Source organism: Mycobacterium venezuelense, from assembly GCF_054919535.1.
Genome location: NZ_JBONDW010000013.1, coordinates 55,878 through 75,929, shown reverse-complemented (window position 1 = coordinate 75,929; position 20,052 = coordinate 55,878). Strand labels below are relative to the sequence as shown.

The 20,052-nt window shown below is 64.9% G+C and carries 24 protein-coding genes and 1 tRNA gene; 8 read left to right on the top strand and 17 right to left on the bottom strand.

The features are described 5' to 3' along the window. The first annotated feature begins 17 nt into the window (after positions 1–17). The gene (locus tag ACRCUN_RS21185) at positions 18–434 is read left to right on the top strand and encodes a hypothetical protein (RefSeq protein ID WP_462143590.1); all 417 of its coding nucleotides are present in this window, start codon (positions 18–20) and stop codon (positions 432–434) included. Continuing rightward, a complete protein-coding gene (locus ACRCUN_RS21180) occupies positions 434–1,039 on the top strand; it encodes a GNAT family N-acetyltransferase (protein ID WP_462143589.1) in 606 nt (201 codons plus the stop codon). The genes ACRCUN_RS21185 and ACRCUN_RS21180 overlap by 1 nt, the downstream gene beginning before the upstream one ends. Here ACRCUN_RS21180 and ACRCUN_RS21175 read toward each other — a convergent pair. The 3 genes from ACRCUN_RS21175 to ACRCUN_RS21165 all read right to left on the bottom strand — a co-directional run bounded on the left by ACRCUN_RS21175 (position 1,036) and on the right by ACRCUN_RS21165 (position 3,289). Beyond that, positions 1,036–1,485: an Hsp20/alpha crystallin family protein gene (locus ACRCUN_RS21175; protein WP_462143588.1), complete on the bottom strand. Its 450-nt coding sequence runs from the start codon at positions 1,483–1,485 to the stop codon at positions 1,036–1,038. The genes ACRCUN_RS21180 and ACRCUN_RS21175 overlap by 4 nt on opposite strands. A gap of 362 nt (positions 1,486–1,847) precedes the next feature. Then, entirely contained in the window at positions 1,848–2,087 is a 240-nt protein-coding gene (locus ACRCUN_RS21170; RefSeq protein ID WP_462143587.1) for a hypothetical protein, read from the bottom strand. Positions 2,088–2,350: 263 nt separating this feature from the next. Continuing rightward, entirely contained in the window at positions 2,351–3,289 is a 939-nt protein-coding gene (locus tag ACRCUN_RS21165) for a hypothetical protein (RefSeq protein ID WP_462143586.1), read from the bottom strand. A 131-nt stretch (positions 3,290–3,420) separates the two neighbouring features. On the opposite strand from ACRCUN_RS21165, the gene ACRCUN_RS21160 reads away from it, so the two are divergent. Next, positions 3,421–4,239, top strand: a complete 819-nt coding sequence (locus tag ACRCUN_RS21160; protein WP_462143585.1) for a mycofactocin-coupled SDR family oxidoreductase — start codon at positions 3,421–3,423, stop codon at positions 4,237–4,239. A gap of 5 nt (positions 4,240–4,244) precedes the next feature. Here the strand turns inward: ACRCUN_RS21160 and ACRCUN_RS21155 are convergent, their stop codons facing one another. From ACRCUN_RS21155 to ACRCUN_RS21130, 6 genes are all read right to left on the bottom strand, one after another. Beyond that, positions 4,245–4,772: a hypothetical protein gene (locus ACRCUN_RS21155; RefSeq protein ID WP_462143584.1), complete on the bottom strand. Its 528-nt coding sequence runs from the start codon at positions 4,770–4,772 to the stop codon at positions 4,245–4,247. After that, positions 4,759–5,706, bottom strand: coding sequence for an oxidoreductase (locus ACRCUN_RS21150; protein WP_462143583.1), 948 nt, complete (start codon positions 5,704–5,706; stop codon positions 4,759–4,761). Before ACRCUN_RS21150 ends, ACRCUN_RS21155 begins: the two co-directional genes overlap by 14 nt. Positions 5,707–5,970: 264 nt before the next feature. Next, positions 5,971–6,043: transfer RNA gene (locus ACRCUN_RS21145), tRNA-Arg, on the bottom strand. Positions 6,044–6,090: 47 nt separating this feature from the next. Continuing rightward, positions 6,091–6,804, bottom strand: a complete 714-nt coding sequence (locus ACRCUN_RS21140) for an anti-sigma factor (protein ID WP_462143582.1) — start codon at positions 6,802–6,804, stop codon at positions 6,091–6,093. Further along, positions 6,801–7,382, bottom strand: coding sequence for a sigma-70 family RNA polymerase sigma factor (locus ACRCUN_RS21135; protein WP_462143581.1), 582 nt, complete (start codon positions 7,380–7,382; stop codon positions 6,801–6,803). Before ACRCUN_RS21135 ends, ACRCUN_RS21140 begins: the two co-directional genes overlap by 4 nt. Positions 7,383–7,548: 166 nt before the next feature. Next, positions 7,549–8,364, bottom strand: coding sequence for a TIGR03621 family F420-dependent LLM class oxidoreductase (locus ACRCUN_RS21130; protein WP_462143580.1), 816 nt, complete (start codon positions 8,362–8,364; stop codon positions 7,549–7,551). Between the two features lie 62 nt (positions 8,365–8,426). Between ACRCUN_RS21130 and ACRCUN_RS21125 the strand changes: the two genes are divergently transcribed. Beyond that, positions 8,427–9,524, top strand: coding sequence for a glutamate--cysteine ligase 2 (locus ACRCUN_RS21125; protein ID WP_462143579.1), 1,098 nt, complete (start codon positions 8,427–8,429; stop codon positions 9,522–9,524). Here the strand turns inward: ACRCUN_RS21125 and ACRCUN_RS21120 are convergent. From ACRCUN_RS21120 to ACRCUN_RS21090, 7 genes are all read right to left on the bottom strand, one after another. Beyond that, on the bottom strand, positions 9,521–10,576 hold the full coding sequence (locus ACRCUN_RS21120) for a poly-gamma-glutamate hydrolase family protein (RefSeq protein ID WP_462143578.1): 1,056 nt from the start codon (positions 10,574–10,576) through the stop codon (positions 9,521–9,523). The genes ACRCUN_RS21125 and ACRCUN_RS21120 overlap by 4 nt on opposite strands. Further along, a complete protein-coding gene (locus ACRCUN_RS21115) occupies positions 10,577–11,803 on the bottom strand; it encodes an Nramp family divalent metal transporter (protein ID WP_462143577.1) in 1,227 nt (408 codons plus the stop codon). Positions 11,804–11,869: 66 nt separating this feature from the next. Then, the gene (locus ACRCUN_RS21110) at positions 11,870–12,181 is read right to left on the bottom strand and encodes a hypothetical protein (RefSeq protein WP_462143576.1); all 312 of its coding nucleotides are present in this window, start codon (positions 12,179–12,181) and stop codon (positions 11,870–11,872) included. Then, positions 12,175–12,402 (bottom strand): hypothetical protein, encoded by a 228-nt coding sequence (locus ACRCUN_RS21105; protein WP_462143575.1) that lies wholly within the window; start codon positions 12,400–12,402, stop codon positions 12,175–12,177. The genes ACRCUN_RS21110 and ACRCUN_RS21105 overlap by 7 nt, the downstream gene beginning before the upstream one ends. A 46-nt stretch (positions 12,403–12,448) precedes the next feature. Beyond that, complete coding sequence (locus tag ACRCUN_RS21100; protein WP_462143574.1) at positions 12,449–12,715, bottom strand: hypothetical protein; 267 nt, start codon at positions 12,713–12,715, stop codon at positions 12,449–12,451. A gap of 24 nt (positions 12,716–12,739) precedes the next feature. Beyond that, positions 12,740–13,816 carry an NAD(P)H-dependent amine dehydrogenase family protein gene (locus ACRCUN_RS21095; RefSeq protein WP_462143573.1) on the bottom strand — a complete coding sequence of 359 codons (1,077 nt, stop codon included), beginning with the start codon at positions 13,814–13,816 and terminating at the stop codon, positions 12,740–12,742. 8 nt (positions 13,817–13,824) lie between these two features. Next, positions 13,825–14,616 (bottom strand): SDR family oxidoreductase, encoded by a 792-nt coding sequence (locus ACRCUN_RS21090; protein WP_462143572.1) that lies wholly within the window; start codon positions 14,614–14,616, stop codon positions 13,825–13,827. Positions 14,617–14,706: 90 nt separating this feature from the next. Between ACRCUN_RS21090 and ACRCUN_RS21085 the strand changes: the two genes are divergently transcribed. Together ACRCUN_RS21085 and ACRCUN_RS21080 are read left to right on the top strand one after the other, a co-directional pair. After that, positions 14,707–16,209 (top strand): HNH endonuclease signature motif containing protein, encoded by a 1,503-nt coding sequence (locus tag ACRCUN_RS21085; RefSeq protein ID WP_462143571.1) that lies wholly within the window; start codon positions 14,707–14,709, stop codon positions 16,207–16,209. 48 nt (positions 16,210–16,257) lie between these two features. Further along, the gene (locus ACRCUN_RS21080) at positions 16,258–16,737 is read left to right on the top strand and encodes a glucose-6-phosphate dehydrogenase (protein WP_462143570.1); all 480 of its coding nucleotides are present in this window, start codon (positions 16,258–16,260) and stop codon (positions 16,735–16,737) included. Position 16,738: 1 nt separating this feature from the next. Here the strand turns inward: ACRCUN_RS21080 and ku are convergent, their stop codons facing one another. Then, positions 16,739–17,662 carry a non-homologous end joining protein Ku gene (ku, locus tag ACRCUN_RS21075; RefSeq protein WP_462143569.1) on the bottom strand — a complete coding sequence of 308 codons (924 nt, stop codon included), beginning with the start codon at positions 17,660–17,662 and terminating at the stop codon, positions 16,739–16,741. Between the two features lie 304 nt (positions 17,663–17,966). On the opposite strand from ku, the gene ACRCUN_RS21070 reads away from it, so the two are divergent. Both ACRCUN_RS21070 and ACRCUN_RS21065 read left to right on the top strand, forming a co-directional pair. Continuing rightward, positions 17,967–18,479 (top strand): MarR family winged helix-turn-helix transcriptional regulator, encoded by a 513-nt coding sequence (locus tag ACRCUN_RS21070; RefSeq protein WP_462143568.1) that lies wholly within the window; start codon positions 17,967–17,969, stop codon positions 18,477–18,479. A gap of 272 nt (positions 18,480–18,751) precedes the next feature. Further along, entirely contained in the window at positions 18,752–20,011 is a 1,260-nt protein-coding gene (locus ACRCUN_RS21065; RefSeq protein WP_462143567.1) for a hypothetical protein, read from the top strand. Positions 20,012–20,052 lie beyond the last annotated feature (41 nt).

The following is a 20,052-nucleotide window of genomic DNA, read 5'->3' as shown; positions in this document are numbered from 1 at the left end:
CCGATAGTCTCGTCGGTATGGTTCGTCTGCGTCCAGGATGGCTGGTGGCACTGTGTGCGGCGATCGTCGTGATCGCCGCTTGGTTGCCCTGGTTGACCACCGGAGCGGACGGCGGTGGCCGGGCCAATGCGATCGGCGGGGCGGTCGGCAGCATCGTGCTACCACCCGGGTTCGGGCCGGGCCAGCTCATCGTGCTGCTCGGCTCCACCCTCATCGTCGCAGGCGCGATGGCCGGGCAAGGCATCTCCGAACGTTGGGCATCGCTTGCCGGAGTGCTGATTTCATCGGTTCTCGTGGCGCTGACGGTGTGGTACTACGCGCTCAACGTCAAACCGCCGGTGGCCGCCGGGTATGGGCTGTATGTCGGAGGTGGGTTGGCGGTGCTGGCCGTTGTGTGCTCGGTGTGGGCGCTCGTGGCGACGGTGGTGAAGTGATGAGCGCGTTTGTCACGCCGGTGGCGCTCACCGGCGAACGCTGGGTGACGCTCGAACCGCTGACCCGTGCGCACGTACCGGAAATCGACGCGGCCGCTGCGGACGGCGAATTGGGCACATTGTGGTACACCATGACGCCGGCGCCCGGCGCGGCCGAATCGTGGGTCGAGCGGATGCTCGAGCTGCGTGCGGCCGACCACGGGGTCAGCTTCGTCGTGCGCACTCTCGACGGGCAGCTTGTGGGGTCGACGAGCTATCTGAACGTCGACGGCGCCAACCGCCGGTTGGAGATCGGGCACACCTGGTACACCGCAGCGGCACGGGGAACCGGAGTCAACGCGGAGGCCAAGCTGTTACTGCTGAGCCACGCCTTTGACGAGTTGAACTGCGTCGCAGTCGAATTCCGTACCCACTTCTTCAACTTCGCGAGCCGGGCGGCGATCGAACGGCTCGGCGCCAAGCAGGACGGCGTGCTGCGTAGCCATCAACTCGGGGCGGATGGCACCCGCCGCGACACCGTGGTCTATTCGATCATCGACATCGAATGGCCGGCAGTGCGGTCCAACCTGAAGTTCAGGTTGGACCGCCGCGGCCGGCCTGATTAATCCGCGTCGACGGTGTTGGTTTCGATCGACTTTCTGTCGGCGCCGTGAGCCACGTCGATCTTGCGCGGCTTGGCGCGTTCGGCGATCGGAATTGTGACGGTCAGGACGCCGTTCTCGTACGTCGCCGAGATCGCCGACGCATCGACGCCGTCGCCGAGCGACAGTTGACGCCGATAGCTGCCGAAGAACCGCTCATTGGCCAACCACTGGACGGACTGCTCTGAGCGGGCGGTTCGGTGGGCCGAGATGGTCAGCGTGCCGTTGTCGACATTGACGTCCACCGAGCCGGGGTCGACGCCCGGAAGATCCGCGGTGAGGACGTAGTGATCGTCGATCTTGCACAGGTCCATCGGCATGAACCGAGGTGTGCGAGCTGACCCGGCATCACCTGACAGCAAACTCCTGGTCAACGCATCAAGGTCACTGAACGGATCAAAACGAAGCACAGTAATCCACCTCCTGTGTCGCTCAAGGCCCGCCACCCTGGCGGGCAGCCAATCACTGTGCAATGCCGATATTAGCACTCGTGGTAAGTGAGTGCTAGTCCATATTTCGGTCAATTTTGGGCATCTGAACAGTGGCAAAGCGAATCCATGGGGCGGGGAAGGGTCCGCTTGCGACGGGAGGCATGTCACGAGAACCGGTTCGGCGCAGTGGCTTGTTGCGATGTGGGGGCGACTCGGCCGACTCGGTGTCCACCGGCGTCCGCGCTTGGTTGCGTACCGGCGGCCAGCTACCTCGTGCATGAAAAACGCCGCGGCGGAGATCCTCTTGGATAACCGCCACGGCGTTGCGTGACTACATCGGCTCAGTCGTCGTGGCCGTGACCGTGACCCCGGCCGTGACCCCGCCAGTGTGGGCCGTCGTCGTACCACGGCCGGATCCAACCGGGACCCTCGACGCACGCCGTGACATAGCCATACGGTCCCGTCGCGCAGATCTCGGGACCTGCCGCCGCCGGGGCTGCGCCCGCCACCGCCACGCCAACTGGCATTGCCAGTGCGCCGAGCCCGAGCGCAGCGGCCCGCATCAGTTTCGAACGGTTCATTCCCCACCTCCGGGTTGTTTGCCATGTACGAGCTATAAACCCCCGTCTGTAAATAACCTTAGTGCATCTCACGATCTTCCTGTGAAAGGGTTGAGTGCCTGCGCCGCAATCACTTTGCTCTCGCGAAGGGTGTGCCAGTCACGGCGTTGAAGGTGTTTGCAGTCAAGATCAGAGACGCCGGTCGTGTCCGGCGCTTGCCGCGTCGGCGGACCGGTAGCTCGGCCGACGCGTGGATTAGCCGGTGGTGTTTGCGCAGCCGTCAGTTAGCGCGGGCAGGTGTCGAACTGCAAGCGCAGATGCTCCTGAAGACCGAGCTCGTCCGGCGAGAGGTACTCCTGGGGCTGCTCCTCGCGGCGCGACTCCGGGTAATCGCAGCCGCCGACGTCGACCGATCCGGTGTAGAGCTGGGTGTGGTCTTTGGGCGCGGTATGCCACGTCAGCCAGAGCGGTTGGTCTGGACCGGCGCCGACGACGTTGATGGTCTCGACGAGGTTCTGATAGCCGGTCTGACTGCTCACCACGAGGCCGAGCCCGGTGATGGTGCCGTTGTCTACCGTGACCGACGTCAACTCGGCCGGAACCGCGGCGAGTTGCTCATTGATGCGTCGTTCGTCGGCGGCGCTCAGCGGCAGGGTCACCCGCCATTGCGGTGCGTCGCCGCTCTCGGCCAATAGCTGTACGCGGACTGTCTTGTCGCCCAACGATTTCCGCAAGGCAGCCAGCGTGTCTGATATCGGCGTGGCAAGCATCCGGACGGTCAGTTGATCTGCGGTGTCAGCGACTTGAGCCTTGGGCGAGGTAGGCGCGATCGTCGTTGCGAACTCGCGAAGCCGTTCGGAGTTGTCGGCGATCTCGGTGCCGTTGAGGGACTTGGCGTCTCGCTGGATCGACACGTTCGGCTTATCGGCGACCGTGAGACGCACGCGTTCGAGGAAGTCCGACGAATCGCTCGTCCGTTCCTGCTCGATCGTGTCGACGACGTCGGAGATCTGCCGCGCGGTCGCGGACGGCATCTGCACTTGAAGCGTCGCGATCGAGTCCAACCCGTCGTCGTCATACGTGACCCACGCTTTGGTGACGCCGGGCATGCCGTTGACGGCGTTCACCAGCGGCTCGGTGTCGATATTCTTGACCACGCCACATGCCGCCAGCAGACCGCTGACAAGCAACATCGCCACGATCTGGGCGCCACGGCTGCTCATTCGTCCATTCTCGCGGCGCGTGCCCCACCGCCATGACGCCAATTTGCCTTACTGGCAGGCAGCGAGGCTCCGATGAGTTTCGCCGCGTCCGCTGGTCTCTACCGTGGACGAGAACCGAGGAGGTGGTGCGCGTGGGTGCGCTCGAAGGAAAGGTCGCGCTGATCACCGGCGGTGCCCGGGGACAGGGCCGGGCACATGCCACGACCCTGGCGCGCGAGGGCGCCGACGTGGTCGTGTGCGATATCGCGACGGACGTGGACGAAGTCGACTACTCCCTGGCCACGGCCGCCGATCTCGACGAGACCGTCGCGCAGGTCAAGGCGCTGGGTCGACGCTGTCTGGCGATCACTGCCGACGTTCGCGATCTGGCGGCGATGCAGGCGGTGGTCGACGCGGCGATCGCGGAGTATGGCGGCATCGATATCGTGATCGCCAACGCAGGCGTCGCGAGCAGCGCGCCTACCGCGACGATGTCCGAAAAGCGTTGGCGCACCATGATCGACATCAACCTCACCGGGGTTTTCAACACCTTCCGGGCTGTCTTGCCGCACCTGATCGAACGTGGTGCGGGACGCATCGTGGCGACGTCATCGATCGTCGCCGGAACCGGGGCGACGAACTCTGGTCACTACGCGGCGGCCAAGGCCGGTGTGGTCGCGCTTGTGAAGTCGGTCGCCTACGAGGTGGCCGTGCATGGCATCACCGTCAACGCGGTGCTGCCGTCCGGAGTGAACACCCCGATGATCCACAACCCGACCACCTACAAGGTCATCCGGCCCGATCTCGAGAATCCCGGCCTCGCCGATGTCGAGGAGATGTTCCAGCAAGGGCGCCCGCGGCCCGGTCTGCTGGAGCCCGAGGACGTCGCCAACGCGGTGCTCTACCTGGTGTCGGATCGGGGGCGGTTGCAGACCGGCGAGTCGATGATCCTCTCGAACGGGCTGAACTGAGGCGGCTAACTGTCCGACGACAACGCAAGCAGGCGACGCAGGATCCACACCACCCGCGCGATCGACGCCACCGCTGCGAGCGCCGCCGCGATGATGACCGCCTGCAGCCACCAGTAACCGGTTTGCAGGTTCGCATCGGTCGTCAGTCCGACGAGGGCCGCGACGAACAGGGCGAACAGCGCGGGCAACGCCGACACGAACGCGGCACCCACCCGCTGCTTGTCGCCCGCAGGCAGCAGTCGGTCCACCGCCGTCATCGGCGTGCGCAGGAGGTTCACCAAGATCGAAATGCTCGTCAACGTGAACCCGCCCATCGTCGCCGACACCGTCGCGAGTATCTGGTAGGCGGTGCGCCGCGCGCCGTCCGGAATCTCCGTCAGGGCCAACGGCAGCCACCCGAGCTTGCCGAACGTAAGCCACACGCCGACCACAATCAGCGCCAGCAGCCAGTCCATCCATTGATGCCGGACCCAGTTGTGCTGCAGCCTCTCCAACAGGTTGAACTGCGCGACCGGACGATTATTGGCGTTCATCGTCGGGCAATTCGATCAGGGTGTCGGGAAACGGCACATCTTCGTCAGGGACCTCGGCAACAGCCGACGCCAGATACTCATGGTTGCGAATCAACGACTGCGCCAAGAGGTCTCGCGCATAGGCGGTCGATTGTGCGGGGTCATTCAACCGGTCGGCATCGACTTCGGTCTTCTCCACGAACCGGTCTTCGAGAAGGTCGACCGATCGCTGGGAACCGCTGATCGACCCCACGACGTGCGCGCTGTCGAACTCCGACAGTGCGCCGGAGCCACGCAGGGCATCGATCAACTCGCGGATGCGTCGGCGCACGGCGTCTTTCTGCGACTCGCTGCCGCGCCGGCCCACCGACACGCCAACGCGTACGACGCCGTCCTGAGCGAGGACGCGTGCGCCGTCGAGCGCCTGAACCCAATCGCCACCGACGAGCTCACGATTGATGCGGCTCACGGGAATTGCGACATCGATCCTCGAAACACTCATCTCACTGAGAACTTGGTCGAGGTTCTGGGTGAGTACCGGCTCGATACCGACGTCGATGCCGAGCTTGTGTTGGAGGTAGTCCACCAGCCGACGGGCGCGGGGACCGTTGCCGCTCGTCAGCATCGCGACGACGTTGCGCTCGGCGAACTGGCAATACGTCGGCTCCAGCAGGCTCTCGTCGGCGGTCAGCGCGATCGCACGGCGAGCCCCGGCCGCGTCACCGACGCTCGGCAGGTTCTCGCGCCGGACCTTGTCGAGGATCAGCAGACACTGGTCAGCCGTGGTTACCCCGTGGCCGATCAACACCATGCCGTCCGGGCAGCGCCGGTAGCGGTTGAGCCCTTCGGCCTCGGCATGCGCGAGCCGCTTGACGACGCGCTCGGCCGGAAACCTGCCGGGCAACGGGGTGCCGTCGGGTTGAAGCAAGCGCCAGTACTGCACTGTTCGGTTCACCTGCCACCCCCTCAACTGACTGACTCTGGTGCTGACGGTACTGGCACGGTCTGACAAGGGCGGCCTGACGTTGGACGAGTCCTCAACTGGGGGTATGGGGCGGGATTGATTGCTGTAGCGAGCGTGCAGCTTGTTGTGGCGCTCCTGGCTTTCGAGCACAAAAGCCTGCACGTTCGTCACAGTGCGTGACAAGGTAAGGCCGAACCTGGCCTGGCGTGGGTGCGGGTTAGCGTCGTCGACGCCGACGTTATACATGCTTGGGAGTGCCCCCGGCAGGATTCGAACCTGCGACACCGGCTTTAGGAGAGCCGTGCTCTATCCCCTGAGCTACGGGGGCGGGGACCATGGCAGCTTACCGAAACCGTAATGTGCCTGGACACCGAGTTAGCGCAGGGGCAGTTTTGCGAAGATCGGCGTCGTCGGGGTGGATGATCCGGTCCCTGGTTCGACGGTGAACGCCAGCGCTGAGGCATCGCCGAGGTCGGGCAACACAGCGGTGGTCGAGGGTGTGACGGCCGCGGAGTCCATCGTGCCTGCCGACTGCGGACCGGTGTCGCGCATCAACCACATTTGGTAGACGGTTCCGGTCTCCGGCGGCGTGACGCCGTTCATCACGAGCACGCCGGCGTTGCGGTCGCGCGAGAACACGACCGTCGCGGTACCGCCGGTGGGAATCGGACCGGAGACGGTCCGGACGTCGGGCGCGGCGAAGACCTGTTCGGCGGTCGATGGCGTCGCCGAGGGCCGCATGACGATCCCGACGCCGATACCGGCGAGTGCCACGACCACGGCCGCGGCAGCAGCCAGGACGGTATTGCGCCACCGCGGACGGGACGGCCGCAATTCACGCACGTTGCCAGGGCCGACGGCGGCGAGGACGCGGTCGCGCAGATCGGTCGGCGGCTCGACCGCGGTGCTCGCCGCCACTCGGGCCATGGTCTCGCGCACGGCGCGCACCTCGGCGGCGAACTGCTCGGCAACATCCGGCGGTGCGGCGGCCACGCGTCGTTCGATGTCGGCAAGCTCGGACTCCGGCACCGCGTGCAGCGCGTACGGTGTCGCCAAGGTCAGGAGATCGGGATCGCTCGGGCTGGTCATGCCACCCCCAGACAATTTCGCAGGCCCCGGATGGCGTCGCGCATCCGGGATTTGATCGTCGCAAGGTTCGCCGCCAACTGCTGCGACACCTGGCTGTAGGTCAACCCGTCGTAGTACGCGAGGTGGATGCATTCGCGCTGGGCATCGGTGAGCGAGTCGAGACAGTCGGAAACCCGGCGCTGTTCGTCAAGGGTGATCACCGAATCGGCTACATGGTCGGCGGGTGTCTCGACATTGGCCGCGCCGTACCGGGACTCGCGTTGGCTTGCCGCCTGCTCGGAGCGCACCCGGTCCACCGCGCGCCGGTGCGCAAGCGTCATCAGCCAGGCCAGCGGTGAACCCGCGGCAGGGTTGTAGCTGTCGGCGGTGTTCCACACCTGCAGGTAGATGTCCTGGGTGGTTTCCTCGCTGTAGCCCGGATCACGCAATACCCGCGTGACGAGGCCAAACACCCTGGACCGGGTGTGGTCATAGAACGCCGCGAAGGCGTCGACGTCCCGCTGGGCCACTTGGCGCAGCAGGGCGTCGAGGTCCGTGGTCACGATCGGTAGCCTAGCCACCTGGTCCAGCGTCGTCACACTTATCGAAATCTCCGTGACGATGGTACGAAACGCGAAGCGCAAGAAGAGCATTCGACAACACTGGATCGGCCGCCCACTAATTCCCGGGTAGCCAGTTCGTCATGCCGACACTCCTGTTCCACACGAGGTATTCGGAGCCGGCCTCGTCCCGGATGGAAAGTCCTTAACGAAGCTCGCCGATCACTTTCGCGAACGCCTCGGAGTGCGCGGCCTGCACGATGAAATAGCTGATCCCATACGTCTCCCGGAGCTCGCGCAGCCGGTCGGCGATCGCGGTCGTGGACCCGAACAGTACGCCGGGGTGCCGCAGCAGTTGCTCGTCGGGCAGCCCGGGCAGGAAATGGCGCGGGATGGAAAGGTTGGGCATATCCTCGCCGACGGCGGGCATCGCGGTGATGGCGATGTTCAGTTCGAGGCCTGGGAAACGATCTCCGGCGGCGTTGCGCACGAACGCAATTCGTTCCGCGAGCGGATCCCCTTCGACGTGATCCCCGCCGGTGAACCCGATGATGTCAGCCGTCTCGGCGGCAACCGTCAGCAGCCGGTCACCGTTACCCGCGATGAGGATCGGCACATCGGGCAGGTGCTCTTTGACGTGTTCGGTCACGTGGCGCAGATACGCGATACGCTCGCGTGCGCTGGGGAACGGCAGTTCAGCGGCCTCGAACTCCTCGCGCACGTATCCGGCGCCGAGGCCGAGATCCAGCCGCCCACCCGACAGGTCACGCAGCGCCTCGACGTCGCGGGCCAACAACGCCGGCTTGTAGAAGCAGGCGTTGAGAACGAACGTCCCGATCCGCAGCGTGCTGGTCGCGGCGGCTGCCGCCGTCAGGGTCGGGAACGGCGCGGGGGCACCGAGGTGATCCGGCACGTTCAGCACATCGAAGCCATGGTCTTCGGCACGGCGGACGGCGTCGGTGACCTGTGCTTGTGACTCGGCCGTGCGCAGACTCACTCCGAAGCGGAAATCGTTGGGCATCACCCGATCTTATGCACGGCTGCGGAATGTTTGGTGTGGCGAAACTCGGGCAATTCTCAGCCGTGAGCCGTCATCCCACCATGGGCGTCGAAGAAGAGTTTCTGCTCGTCGATCCGGAACATGGCGAACCGGTCGCCCGCAACAGGGCCGTCGCCGACTATGCCTCCAAGCAAGGTGTGAAACTTCAGCTCGAGCTGACGAGCTGCCAAATCGAAACCAGCACTGATGTCATGAGCGATAGCAGTGCGCTTCGCGCCGAACTGATTCGCCTGCGCCGGGTCGCCACCGAGGCAGCAGAGGCCAACGGAGCGCGCCTGCTGGCGGTTGCACTGCCGCCGACTGTGCCCCACAAGTTCCCGATCACCCCGACCCGCCGTTACCGAAAAATCGGCGACCGGTTCGGCATGATCGCCCACGAGCAGGGCATCTGTGGCTGTCATGTCCATGTGGCGGTGCCCAGCCGCGAAGCGGCCATCCACGTGAGCAACCGGATCCGTCCGTGGTTACATCTGTTGCTGGCGCTGACGGCGAACTCGGCGATCTACCGAAACACCGACAGCGGCTATGCGAGCTTTCGTAGCATGGTGTGGACACGCTGGCCGAGCGCGGGACCGCCGCCCTACTTCGATTCCGTCGAACAGTTCGACGCCACCGTCGGAATGCTGCGACAGGCCGGTGCGGTACTCGACGACGGCATGATCTATTGGGACGTGCGCCCGTCGGCCAACTTTCCGACCGTGGAAGTGCGGGTGTCCGACGTGCCGGCCACCGTCGCCGAAACCGTGTTGCTCGCGACGCTGATCCGGGCCAGTGTGATGACGGCGCTCGAAGCGCAGGACAACGGTGAGCCGACACCGCCCGTTACGGATCACGTTCTGCGAGCGGCATATTGGAAGTCAGCCCATGACGGCCTCGACGGTGAGACGATCGATCTGATGGAGAGCCATGCGACCGCTCCGACGCGGGTTCTGCTGCGCGGATTGATCGAGCGGCTGCGACCCGCGTTGGAGGAACTCGGGGAGTACGACATGGTGCGCGACGAGTTGGCACGCATCGTCGAGCAGGGAAACGGGGCGATGCGGCAGCGACGGGCGTGGCGTGCGCGCGGCGACGTCGCCGACGTCATAGCAGAATTGGCGACCGCGACGACGGCTCGTTAGCCGGCCGGGCACCAACTGCGCGCTGCCGCGGCAAGCCCGCCGACCAGAGCCGAGGTCACCGGCGACAGCCCGTCATCGCCGGGCAGCGGGCTGCGCGGACTCAGGCCGCGCACGCGGGAGGGCAGCTCGAGCTGCACACCGTTGGCGCGGTTCACCGGATTGTCGGGGTGCTGGCCGCGCAGTTCGCGGGGGATCGAGTCGAGATCGGTGATGACGTGATAGCCGGGTATGGCGACGTGCTGAGCGACGTGTTCGGCCAGATCTCGGTTGCGCCCACCGGCGAGCAGATGCGTGCCGCGGCCCATTCTGCCGTAGCCATGCAGCGATATCACCGCGTCGACATGGTCGAGAAACTCTGTGAGCCGGTCGGATTCGTGCGGCAAGTACTGGGCTGAGGGCAGATGGTGGGGGTAGTGGTCGGGATGGCGGACGACATACACCGAGGCGTCCGATGCGGCCGCGGCGCGTTCGGCGATCACGTCGGTCATCTGTTCCAGGCCGCCGCCGTGGATTGCCATGAAGCCGAAACGCGAACGCAGCGTGGCGGATTCGACGATGCCGGGCGCCGCGAGGAGATCCGAAAGGGACTCCGGCGCAGGCGAAGTCGACGTGGCGGCGCGTTGAGGCCAGTGCATCGGATCCCACCGTCGCAGGAATTCGATCCAGCGGTGGGGCAGCTCGTGATGAACTGCCCCGGCGAGTATCCGTTCGAGGTAACCCGGACGCGGGGGTCCAGGGTCGACGCGGTGATCGATGTAGACCCACGCCGGCGCCGCGCCGTTGACGGTGTGCACGGTCAACCGGTCACGTCGATATCGGACCGGCACTCCTTCGGCGCTGTCGAGGGCGTCGAGATCGTGATCGGTCACCTGCCAGAGCACTCCGTGCACGTGCGATCCGTCGAACGGCTCGATGGTGGCGACCCCGCGCTGGTTGATGAGCCAGTCGTGGCCGTCCAGGCGCGCCGGTCGGGGATCGACGGCACCCGGGCAGCGTCTGGCCATCTGCGCCACGCACAGATTCGAGCCGTAGGCGAAATACGGGTGAAGCATTCAGCCTGTGACGGTCAGATAAATGAGCACCACGTTCAGCACACTAATCAGTCCGGCCACCACCCAGCCAAGTGCCGTGGTCACGCGATGGTTGGCGTCCGCGCCCATCAGGGCTTTGTTGCTGGTCAGCCGGATGAGCGGGATGAGGGCGAACGGTATGCCGAACGAGAGCACCACCTGGGAGAGCACCAGGGCGCGGCTTGGATCGACGCCGATCGCCAGTATCACCAAGGCCGGGATCAGGGTGACCAGCCGGCGCAGCAGCAGCGGGTAATACCGCTTGAGCAGACCCTGCATGATCATCGCGCCTGCATATGCGCCCACGGACGTCGACGCCAGGCCCGAGGCCAACAGCCCGATCGCGAACAACAGCGCGACGGTCGGGCCCAGGGTGTCGCGGACGGCGGCGTGCGCGCCCTCGATCGAGTCGGTGTTGTCGCGGCCCTGCAGGTTTGTCGCGGCGACCAGGAGCATGGACAGGTTGACCGCACCTGCCACCAGCATGGCGATGCCGACGTCGAAGCGGGTGACGCGCAGCAGCATGCGCCGCCGCGGCCCTGCTTCCGGATGACCGTGGCGGTCGCGGGCGAGGCCGGAGTGCAGGTAGACCGCGTGCGGCATCACCGTCGCGCCGAGCATCGCGGTCGCGAGCAGGATGCTCTCGGCGCCTTCGAAGCGGGGGATCAGGCCTTCGGCGACCGCGCCTGCCGGCGGCGTCTCGACGAACAGACTCGTCAGGAAGCCGATGGCGATCACCAGCAACAGGCCGCTGATCACCCGCTCGAACATCTGCTGCCCGCGCCGGTTCTGTACGGCGAGCAGAAACAGCGACACCACGCCGGTGATGACCCCGCCAACCAGCAGCGGCAGATCGAACAACAGGTACAGAGCGATCGCGCCGCCAACGACTTCGGCGAGATCGGTTGCCATGGCGACCAATTCGGCCTGTATCCAGTACGCGATGCGGCTCGGGGTACGGGTGTGGTCGGCGACGGCCTCGGGCAGTGACCGGCCGGTGACGAGGCCGAGCTTGGCGGACAGGTATTGCACGAGACCGGCCATCGCATTGGCGACGACGATCACCCAGACCAGCAGGAAGCCGAATTGGGCGCCGGCACTGATGTTGGCCGCGACGTTGCCGGGATCGACGTAGGCGATGGCGGCTACGAAGGCAGGCCCGAGCAGCAGCCAGCTTGGCCTGGTGCGCGTCTTGGTGTCTTCTAACAACTAACCCAGCTTCCTATCCGGAAAGGCGAATAGGAAAGTTAGGTTAGCCGAAACCTCGTGTTTGGGCTAGCGGCGGGGGTGTCGGCCGCCGCCGCCGTCGTGGTGGTCGCGACCGCCACCGAAGTCGATCGCGATGCCGGGTAGGTCGTCATAGCAGAGTGCGGCGTACGCCGGATCGCATCCGTACGGAAGGTAGGGGCCGCGTTGGGTGGGAGTTGCGTTGATCTGCACATTGCCGGGGCTTGAGCACCGCGTCGCTCCACCGACATCGGTGCACTGCGGATCGGCTGCCGCCGACGGTGCTCCGACTAGTGCGAATGCGGCGAGTGTCGCGGATGCGCCGACAAGGGTCTTCACGATCTTTGCGACGTTCACCATCCGATGACGATTCCTCCTAGTCCGAATCCCCAGCCGTACCAGGGTCCGTAGTTCATGGCCGGAGGCGACGTGACGATCTGGGTGCTGCCGCCGGTTTGGCATTGAGTGGTGGTCGGGCCGGTGTTCGTGCACTGAGGTGCGGCCGCGGCCACGGGTGCGGTGAATATCGCCAGAAACGGCACGGCCAACGCGGCCGCCAGGTGCCGGGATTTACTTGTCATGACCTACTCCGATCGCTAGACCAAGTCTACGTCCGGAAAGGCCCTGTCAGAGGATGAAGAACTCGTCGTCCCAAGGGAACATGCCGTAGCCGGGCTGGGGCGGCGTGGCGTCGATCTGGACGTTGCCCTCGGACGCGCATTCGGTCGTTTGTCCGCCTTCGACGGAGCTGCCACCGCTCACCTGGCATTGAGGCAGCAGATGCGGCTCTTTCGGTGCACTCGGTTCGGCCGCGGCCAATGGCGCCAAACCGATCGCGGCGGAAGCGCCGCCTACAAGCAAACATCCGGCAAGCGTGGTGAGGCGTAACTTCATCAAAGCGTCCCTTCCCGGGGGTGTTTACCCGGCAGCGTACAGCCCCTTGCCAGTGATCAGTGGTAGATCGAGCGTGGTGCGGATTCCCGGAGCCGCGGCCACCACCGCGGGAATCGCATTGACGACGCGCGACGCGGTGGCCACCAGACCAGCGTGGTTGTGATCGCCATACGGACTGCTCAGGCACAGATCCAGCGCATAGGACGGCTCCCCGGTCAGCTCGATCCGGTATGAGCCACCTTCCTGCGCGGGCTGCGGCCATTCCGGGCAGAGGTCGTCGCGCAGCCGCGTCACGTGCTCGAGCACCACGGCTGCTTTGCCGTCGCGCATGCCACGCACCTCGAACCGCATTGCGGCGGTAGTGCCTTTCGGGATGTGCCCGGCGGCGATGTCGAAATCCTCGGGCGCAGGCACGCGCGTGTGCTCTTCGGTGACCGCATCGAGTTCGATGCCCAGACCCGCGGCGAGTTGCCGCACGACCGAACCCCACGCCAGGCTCAGTACGCCGGGCTGCAGCAGCATCGGCGTTTCGTCGAGAGACTTGCCGAAGCCCATGACGTCGAACATCACCGTCGCGCTGTCGTAAGTCGCGTAGTCGACGATCTCCATGCACCGGATCTGCTCGATCTCCTGGCAGGTTCCGGCAAGGGCAAGGGGCAGAAGGTCGTTGGCGAACCCGGGGTCGATGCCGTTGACGAAAAGGCTCGAACCGCCGGCTTTTGCGGCTTCCTCGATGGGCTTGACGAGTTCGTCGGGCAGAACCTGCCACGGGTACTGAAGGAATACTGCCGCGCTGCCCACCACGTTGATGCCCGCGGCCAGGATGCGCCGGTAATCCTCGAGCGCCTCGGGCAACCGGTTCTCGGCCATCGCGGTGTACACCACGCATTCCGGCTTGGTGGCCAGCACCTCGCCGAGGTCGGTCGTGGCTTTGATGTCGGTCGAAACCTCAAGTCCGGCAAGGTCTCCCGCGTCCTTGCCGGCCTTCTCGGCCGATGACACCCATACTCCGGTGAGCTCGTAGGCCGGGTCGGTGATGAGTTGCTTGAGTGCATGCCGGCCGACGTTGCCGGTACCGATTGCCGCGACTTTGATCGCCATGTATGTCCTTACAGGTCGGGGATGGGCAGGTCGAGGTTGGGCATGGTGAGGCCGCCGTCGACCTCGAGGGTCTTGCCGGTCAGGTAACTGCCGGCGGGGGAGGACAGGTAGACCGCGGCTGCGGCGATGTCGGCCGGATCGCCGAGGCGCCGCATCGGGGTTGCTTTCTCCATCGGCTCACGCAGCTCGTCGTTGGACGCGACGATGTCGAGCGCGGAGGTCAGTATCGAGCCGGGTGCGATCGCGTTGACGCGGATCCGCGGGCACAGGTCGAGTGCGGCCAAGCGCGTGTAGTGGGCCAGTGCGGCTTTCGCGGTGCCGTACGCGACGAACCCGCGCCCGGCGAGGCGGCCCATCGTCGAGGTGATGTTGATGATGCTGCCGCCACCCGAATGTTCGAGCATCAGCGGGACGGCGGCCGCGGTCAGTGCGTGCGCGGTCGACACATTGAACGTGAAGGCGTCGCGCAGATCCTTGGCCGATGTGTTGACCAGTGGCGCGGGCATGGTTCCGCCGACGTTGTTGACGACGATGTCTAGTTTTCCGAACGCTTCGGCCGCTGCGGTCGCGAGCTCGGCGGTGGACTCGGGATGTGCGAGGTCGGCGACGACGATGTGGGCGCGCCTGCCTGCGGCGGCGACCTGTTCGGCGACCTCTTCGAGCTGCGACTGGGTTCGGGCCGCGATGACCACGTCCGCACCGGCTTCCGCGAACGCCACGGCGATCGCGGCGCCGAGTCCGCGGCCGGCTCCGGTGACGATCGCAACTCTGTCGTCGAGGCGGAATCTATCGAGAATCACGTGTGCTCCATTCGCTTGCCGCGCGTCACGGTAGCAGCGGACGATGCGCCTTCGGGCGACTTTCTGAAACATGTTCTAGTTCAGGGTGGCGTGTCGTACCCGTCTGGCATCATCGAATGTATGTTCGAAGAACTCGACGACGCGGCGCTGGCTGCCGGGATCGAGTACGAGACCCGGGCCTCGGCTGCGTCAGACGCACGCCGGCTGCAGATGATCGCCGAGCTGATCGCTCGACGGGTCGCTGAGCAGGACGACGAACTTCTGCACTGGGCGTGTGATTACTGGGATTCCGCGGCCGGCGAGGTGGCGGCGGCGATGAACATCGGGCACCGTGCAGCTTCGCGGGAGATGCTGATCGCCGTGGCCCTGCAGGAGCGGTTCCCGCGGGTGGCCGCACTGTATGCCCAGGGCCGGTTGAGTTCTCGGCTGATCTCGACGATCACATGGCGGACTCGGTTGATCGAAGATGCGGAGACGCTGCAGATCATGGACGCTGCGCTGGTCGATCGAGTCGCCGAATGGGGACCGCTGTCGGTGGAGAAGCTCGAACAGTCCATCGACGCATTGATCGAGCGCCACGATCCGGAGGCCCTGCGCCGCACCCGGGCCGCCGTGCGGGACCGCGACGTGTGCTTCGGTAAGCCGGACGACGCCACCGGCACCGTGTCCCTGTACGGCAGATTGTTGGCCACGGATAAAGCGGCATTCGAAAACCGCCTCGCGCACATCATCAGCGGTGTGTGCGAGAACGATCCACGGACGCTCGGGCAGCGGCGGTCCGATGCGATGGGGGTGCTGGGCGTCAACGGGGACCGGCTCAAATGCCAGTGCGGGCAACCGGACTGCCAGGGCGCCGATGTGGTTGATGCGCGCGCTGCCAACACCGTGGTCTACGTGTTGGCGGAACCTGCCGCGCTCGACGCCGAGCCCGATCCGTACCTGTCAGGTGACGACGGGTCGAATCCCATTCCGCGCGATGAGCCAGCCCGCAAGGCGAAAAAGCCGGCCAGTGCGGTGATCATCGGCGGCGGAGTGGTGCCTACACCGTTGTTGGCTCAACTGATCGCGTGCGGGGCCAAGGTCCGGGAACTTGCGCAACCCTGCGGTGAGCCAGAGCCACGCTATCGGCCTTCGACAGGGCTGGCCGCGTTCGTGCGCATGCGGGACATGACGTGCATGTTCCCCGGTTGTGACCGCCCCGCGGTGAAGTGCGACATCGATCATTCGGTGCCGTATCCGGCCGGGGTGACCCACCCGTCAAACACCAAGTGCCTGTGCAGAATTCATCACCTTCTGAAGACTTTCTGGCATGGCTGGGTAGACCGACAGCTACCGGACGGAACGGTCGTGTGGACCACGCCGAGCGGCCGGACGTACACCAAGAAGCCGACGAGCCGGTTGTTCTTCCCGCAGTGGGACACCACAACTGCGGCATTGCCGCCGCCGCGAGGCAGACCCGTTGCCAGCGATCGCGGTGTGATGATGCCGCGGCGTGCGCTCACGCGCGCCCAACGAGAAGCACGCCAGATCAAGGCGGAGCGTGCACTCAACAAGGCTTATCTTGCCGAAGGCAACAAACCGCCGCCGACGTAGCGGATCGGGCGCACAATTGGAGAGTCCGCATCAACGTGGGGAGCCACGATGAACGATCATGCCGGTCAGCACAACGTCGACTTTTTCGGCGCCCTCTTCGAGACGTACTTCAGACCCACGATCGACGAGTACCCGGGCACCGGGGCCGCGTTGATCCATCGGTTGATGACGTCCACCGATGACATACAGGACCGGTTGGCGCAAGCTCGGCATGCCGCGCTGGCGTGGAGCGAGGGCGAGCCCGGGTACACCGGTATGACCTCGGAACTTTTTGTCATCACGCAGTGCGGGCTGATGTATGCCGCGTGCTTCGGCGACGCCCGCCATCCGCATTACTACCTCGCGACACCGGATCGGTTGTTCGATCCGTTCGTCGACCAAGTCGAAGGCGTCCGGCTACAGCCGGGCGAAGTGGTCGCGGTGGACCGGCGATGCAGTCACGATCTGGCAGCCGCCCATCCCATGGACGCGGCGCTGCGCCGGATACTCGATGAGCACGAGGCGCTCCGCGTCAACGTAAGTGGTTAGCTCAGGACTTCTTGGCCGCTGACTTCTTCGCGGGAGCTTTCTTGGCCGCGGCCTTTTTCGCCGGCGCCTTCTTGGCCGCGGCCTTTTTCGCCGGCTTGGACTCCTTGGCCTCACTGTCGTCCGAACCGCCACCGCGCCGAGCCTTCACGCTGGCTTCGAGCTTGGCCAGCAGGTCTGACACGTCCTCGGTCTCGTCGAGCTCGGCCGGCTGCTGCTCTTCGACGGCGAATGCTTCGCCGCCTTCGAGTTTGGCCTGCACCAGCTCGTGCAGCTGTTCTTGGTAGTCGTCGCGGAACTGGTCGGGTTTGAAGTCATCGGTCATCGACTCGACCACCTGACCGGCCATCTTCAGTTCGGCCGGCTTGATCTGAACTTCCTTGTCCAGCACCGGGAAATCGGGGTCGCGGATCTCGTCCGGCCACAGCAGCGTGTGGATCATCATGACGTCGCGCTTGCTGAAGTCCTTTACCCGCAGTGCCGCGAGCCGGGTCTTGTTGCGCAGCGAGAAGTGCACGATCGCGACGCGATCGGTCTCGGCGAGCGTTTTGGCCAGCAGTACGTAGGACTTGGACGACTTGGAGTCGGGCTCAAGGAAGTAGCTCTTGTCGTACAGCATCGGGTCGAGCTGCTCGGCGGGGACGAACTCGACGACCTCGATCTCGCGGCTGCGTTCCTCGGGCAGGGTGGCGATGTCCTCGTCGGTGATGATCACCATCTGACCGTCGTCGGATTCGAAGGCCTTGTTGATGTCGCGGTATTCGACGACCTCGCCGCAGACTTCGCATACGCGTTTGTAGCGGATGCGCCCATTGTCCTTCGCGTGGACCTGATGGAACTTGATGTCGTGGTCTTCGGTCGCGCTGTAGACCTTGACCGGCACGTTCACCAGGCCGAAGGCGATCGAACCCTTCCAGATGGATCGCATATGGCCAGTATGGCGTACGCGTCAGCCCAGGCCGACGGCTTTGCCGCCGGGCGCGTTGGCGGGCCCCCCGAGTCCGACCGTGTCGACGGGGCGTTGAGAACGACGTCGAATGACGATGGCGTTCCCTCGCAATGTCACCGAAATGTTCGGCATTGCATTCAACAGAGCTGCTTCTGAAGTAGCATCCCGCGCATAGCGGTCGAGCGCGGGTATTGACAGTGGAACCCGTTCTAATACTGACCCCAGCGTTGCTTTCGCTTTGAACAAAATATGGCCGACAATTGGCCCTTGGCAGGCGGGTGATATGGACAGTGTCGAGTTCGCCGTCGAAACCGGCGTCACGTTGCCGAACCTCGGTGAGGACGAGGTGCGGTGCTGGCAGCATTTCCTGGAGTCGTCGTCGTTGTTCTTCGAAACGCTGAATCGCGAGTTGATGGAAGTCCACAACCTGACGCTGTTCGATCTCCAGTTGTTGGACTTGCTTTCCAAGTCCGAGGACGGGTCGGCCCGGATGGGTGATGTCGCCGAGGTGCTGATGCTGCAGCCCAGTCGGGTGACTGAACAGATTCGCCGGCTCGAAACGCACGGACTGGTGGTGCGTCGCGCCAGCAGGCACGACCGCCGAGGTGTCATTGCCACCGTGACCCGGAAAGGGCGAGAGCGTCTCAAGCCCGCCGCGGTGACTTATGCACGGCTCGTCCGAAAGTACTACCTCGGCCAGATGACCCGCCAGCAGATGATTGCTCTGGGAGAGAGCAGCCGGCGGATCGCGGTCGGATTGAAGTCTCACATGACGGCCAAAATCGGCCGGATCTGAGTTGCTGCTTACAGGTTCCTAGGCTGAGTGAACACGTTTCAATTGACGGCGTGTTTATTTTTGCACTGAAATTGTCCGCCACTGTCAAATGTGTGCCTCGCGCCATTCGCGGATGGCGTGAGCTGCGATTTTTGAATCCATTGACGTTGCAAGGGCTGGGCTGTCCCGGCCAGTTCTCCGCAAGAGATCTCAACGTCAGGATTACTCAGGTTTTTCTCAGGTAGCTTTTGCTTTGCCCGGGCTCACATCCATCCACCATGAAGGGGATAAACATGGAAGTAGCGGCTCGCTCATGCCTGATGGCCGGGGTCGCCCTTGTCGGCGCCGGCGCCATCGCGGTAGCACCGATCCATCCGGTCCTGCCGGCAAGCCAAGCCCCGGCCGTACCATCGTCATCAGCGTCGGTTGAGCTCAACGCCCTCGTCAACCCGATCGAGTTGTGGGCCGAGGTCCTGAGCACGACGGCGACCAACGTCGGCAGCATCGCCCAGACGGTGCTGGAGAACCCTGCTCCGATCCTTGGCAAAATCGTCGGCAATCAGCTGATCACCGCCCAGGTATTCGCATCCCTCGCGAGCACATTCGTCAGCGGCTTCGCCGACGGAGTGGGTCTGATGCCGCAGCAGATCGAGGATTCCATCCGCGCAATCCTGGCAGGCGATATCTACCAAGGTTCGATCAATCTGGCGACCGCCTTCCTAGCTCCGATCGTGCGGGGTGCGTTCGGCGCGCTGAACCAACTTCCCGATCTCATAGCCGTGCTGCAGAACCCATTCGTCAACACGGCGGCAGTCATCGAAACGGCGATCACGCAGGGCATCCTCAATGTCGGATTCCCGCTGCTGACGCAGGTGCTCGCGCCGGTTGGCCAGATCGGCCTCACCGGACAGGCAATATACGACGGGTTGCAGGCGAACGACTTCGAAGCGGTTGCCAACGCCATCATCAGTTTCCCGTCGGACATGGTCAACACCATCGTCAACGGCAATCCCGAAATGGGCTTCCCGGGACTCATCGGCGCTGAGTTCGGCCTCGTACCCGGTCTGCTCGCCTTCGGCCGGGCGATCGCCGACTCCATCCAGCCGCCCGTGCTGACCAGCCCGCCCTCGGTCAGTGCAGCACCTGATCTGAACGCCGTAGCTGTCACCCTCGACACCAGTGAGGTCGAGGATGCTCAGGACGGTTCGGCCGATGGGCTTGCCGCAGATGCTGGCGATGCTGCCGCCGAAGACACCGGCACGGGCGATTTTGCCGGTGACGTGGCCGGTGACGTGGAGGGTGACGTTTCCGGTGGCGAAGAGACAGAGCCACCGGCTGCGGAGGCCGTCAAGACCAGCCCGCTCGCCAAACTCGGCAAGCTCAACTCGAACCGCCAGGACCGGGCTGCAGCGGCGGCCAAGTCGTTGGGCGATGACGTCGGCAAGGCCGTCAAGAAAATCGGTGATGACGTCAAGAAGGCGCTCGGCGTGAAACCGAAGAAGGAGAAGAAGGATCAGAAGGCCACTGCTGACGCCGGGGCAGGGGAGGAGTAACCGCAGAACGCGAGTCCAGCAGACCCCCGGAACCCGGGGGT

Excerpts from the sequence above, each read along its gene's own strand:
- ku (WP_462143569.1), bottom strand. The coding sequence starts at position 17,662 with ATGCGATCCATCTGGAAGGGTTCGATCGCCTTCGGCCTGGTGAACGTG.
- ACRCUN_RS21095 (WP_462143573.1), bottom strand. The coding sequence starts at position 13,816 with ATGGCGATCAAAGTCGCGGCAATCGGTACCGGCAACGTCGGCCGGCAT.
- ACRCUN_RS21065 (WP_462143567.1), top strand. The coding sequence starts at position 18,752 with ATGGAAGTAGCGGCTCGCTCATGCCTGATGGCCGGGGTCGCCCTTGTC.
- ACRCUN_RS21170 (WP_462143587.1), bottom strand. The coding sequence starts at position 2,087 with ATGAACCGTTCGAAACTGATGCGGGCCGCTGCGCTCGGGCTCGGCGCA.
- ACRCUN_RS21105 (WP_462143575.1), bottom strand. The coding sequence starts at position 12,402 with ATGACAAGTAAATCCCGGCACCTGGCGGCCGCGTTGGCCGTGCCGTTT.
- ACRCUN_RS21130 (WP_462143580.1), bottom strand. The coding sequence starts at position 8,364 with ATGCCCAACGATTTCCGCTTCGGAGTGAGTCTGCGCACGGCCGAGTCA.
- ACRCUN_RS21100 (WP_462143574.1), bottom strand. The coding sequence starts at position 12,715 with ATGAAGTTACGCCTCACCACGCTTGCCGGATGTTTGCTTGTAGGCGGC.
- ACRCUN_RS21070 (WP_462143568.1), top strand. The coding sequence starts at position 17,967 with ATGGACAGTGTCGAGTTCGCCGTCGAAACCGGCGTCACGTTGCCGAAC.
- ACRCUN_RS21140 (WP_462143582.1), bottom strand. The coding sequence starts at position 6,804 with ATGACCAGCCCGAGCGATCCCGATCTCCTGACCTTGGCGACACCGTAC.
- ACRCUN_RS21180 (WP_462143589.1), top strand. The coding sequence starts at position 434 with ATGAGCGCGTTTGTCACGCCGGTGGCGCTCACCGGCGAACGCTGGGTG.
- ACRCUN_RS21185 (WP_462143590.1), top strand. The coding sequence starts at position 18 with ATGGTTCGTCTGCGTCCAGGATGGCTGGTGGCACTGTGTGCGGCGATC.
- ACRCUN_RS21165 (WP_462143586.1), bottom strand. The coding sequence starts at position 3,289 with ATGAGCAGCCGTGGCGCCCAGATCGTGGCGATGTTGCTTGTCAGCGGT.
- ACRCUN_RS21110 (WP_462143576.1), bottom strand. The coding sequence starts at position 12,181 with ATGGTGAACGTCGCAAAGATCGTGAAGACCCTTGTCGGCGCATCCGCG.
- ACRCUN_RS21120 (WP_462143578.1), bottom strand. The coding sequence starts at position 10,576 with ATGCTTCACCCGTATTTCGCCTACGGCTCGAATCTGTGCGTGGCGCAG.
- ACRCUN_RS21155 (WP_462143584.1), bottom strand. The coding sequence starts at position 4,772 with ATGAACGCCAATAATCGTCCGGTCGCGCAGTTCAACCTGTTGGAGAGG.
- ACRCUN_RS21080 (WP_462143570.1), top strand. The coding sequence starts at position 16,258 with ATGAACGATCATGCCGGTCAGCACAACGTCGACTTTTTCGGCGCCCTC.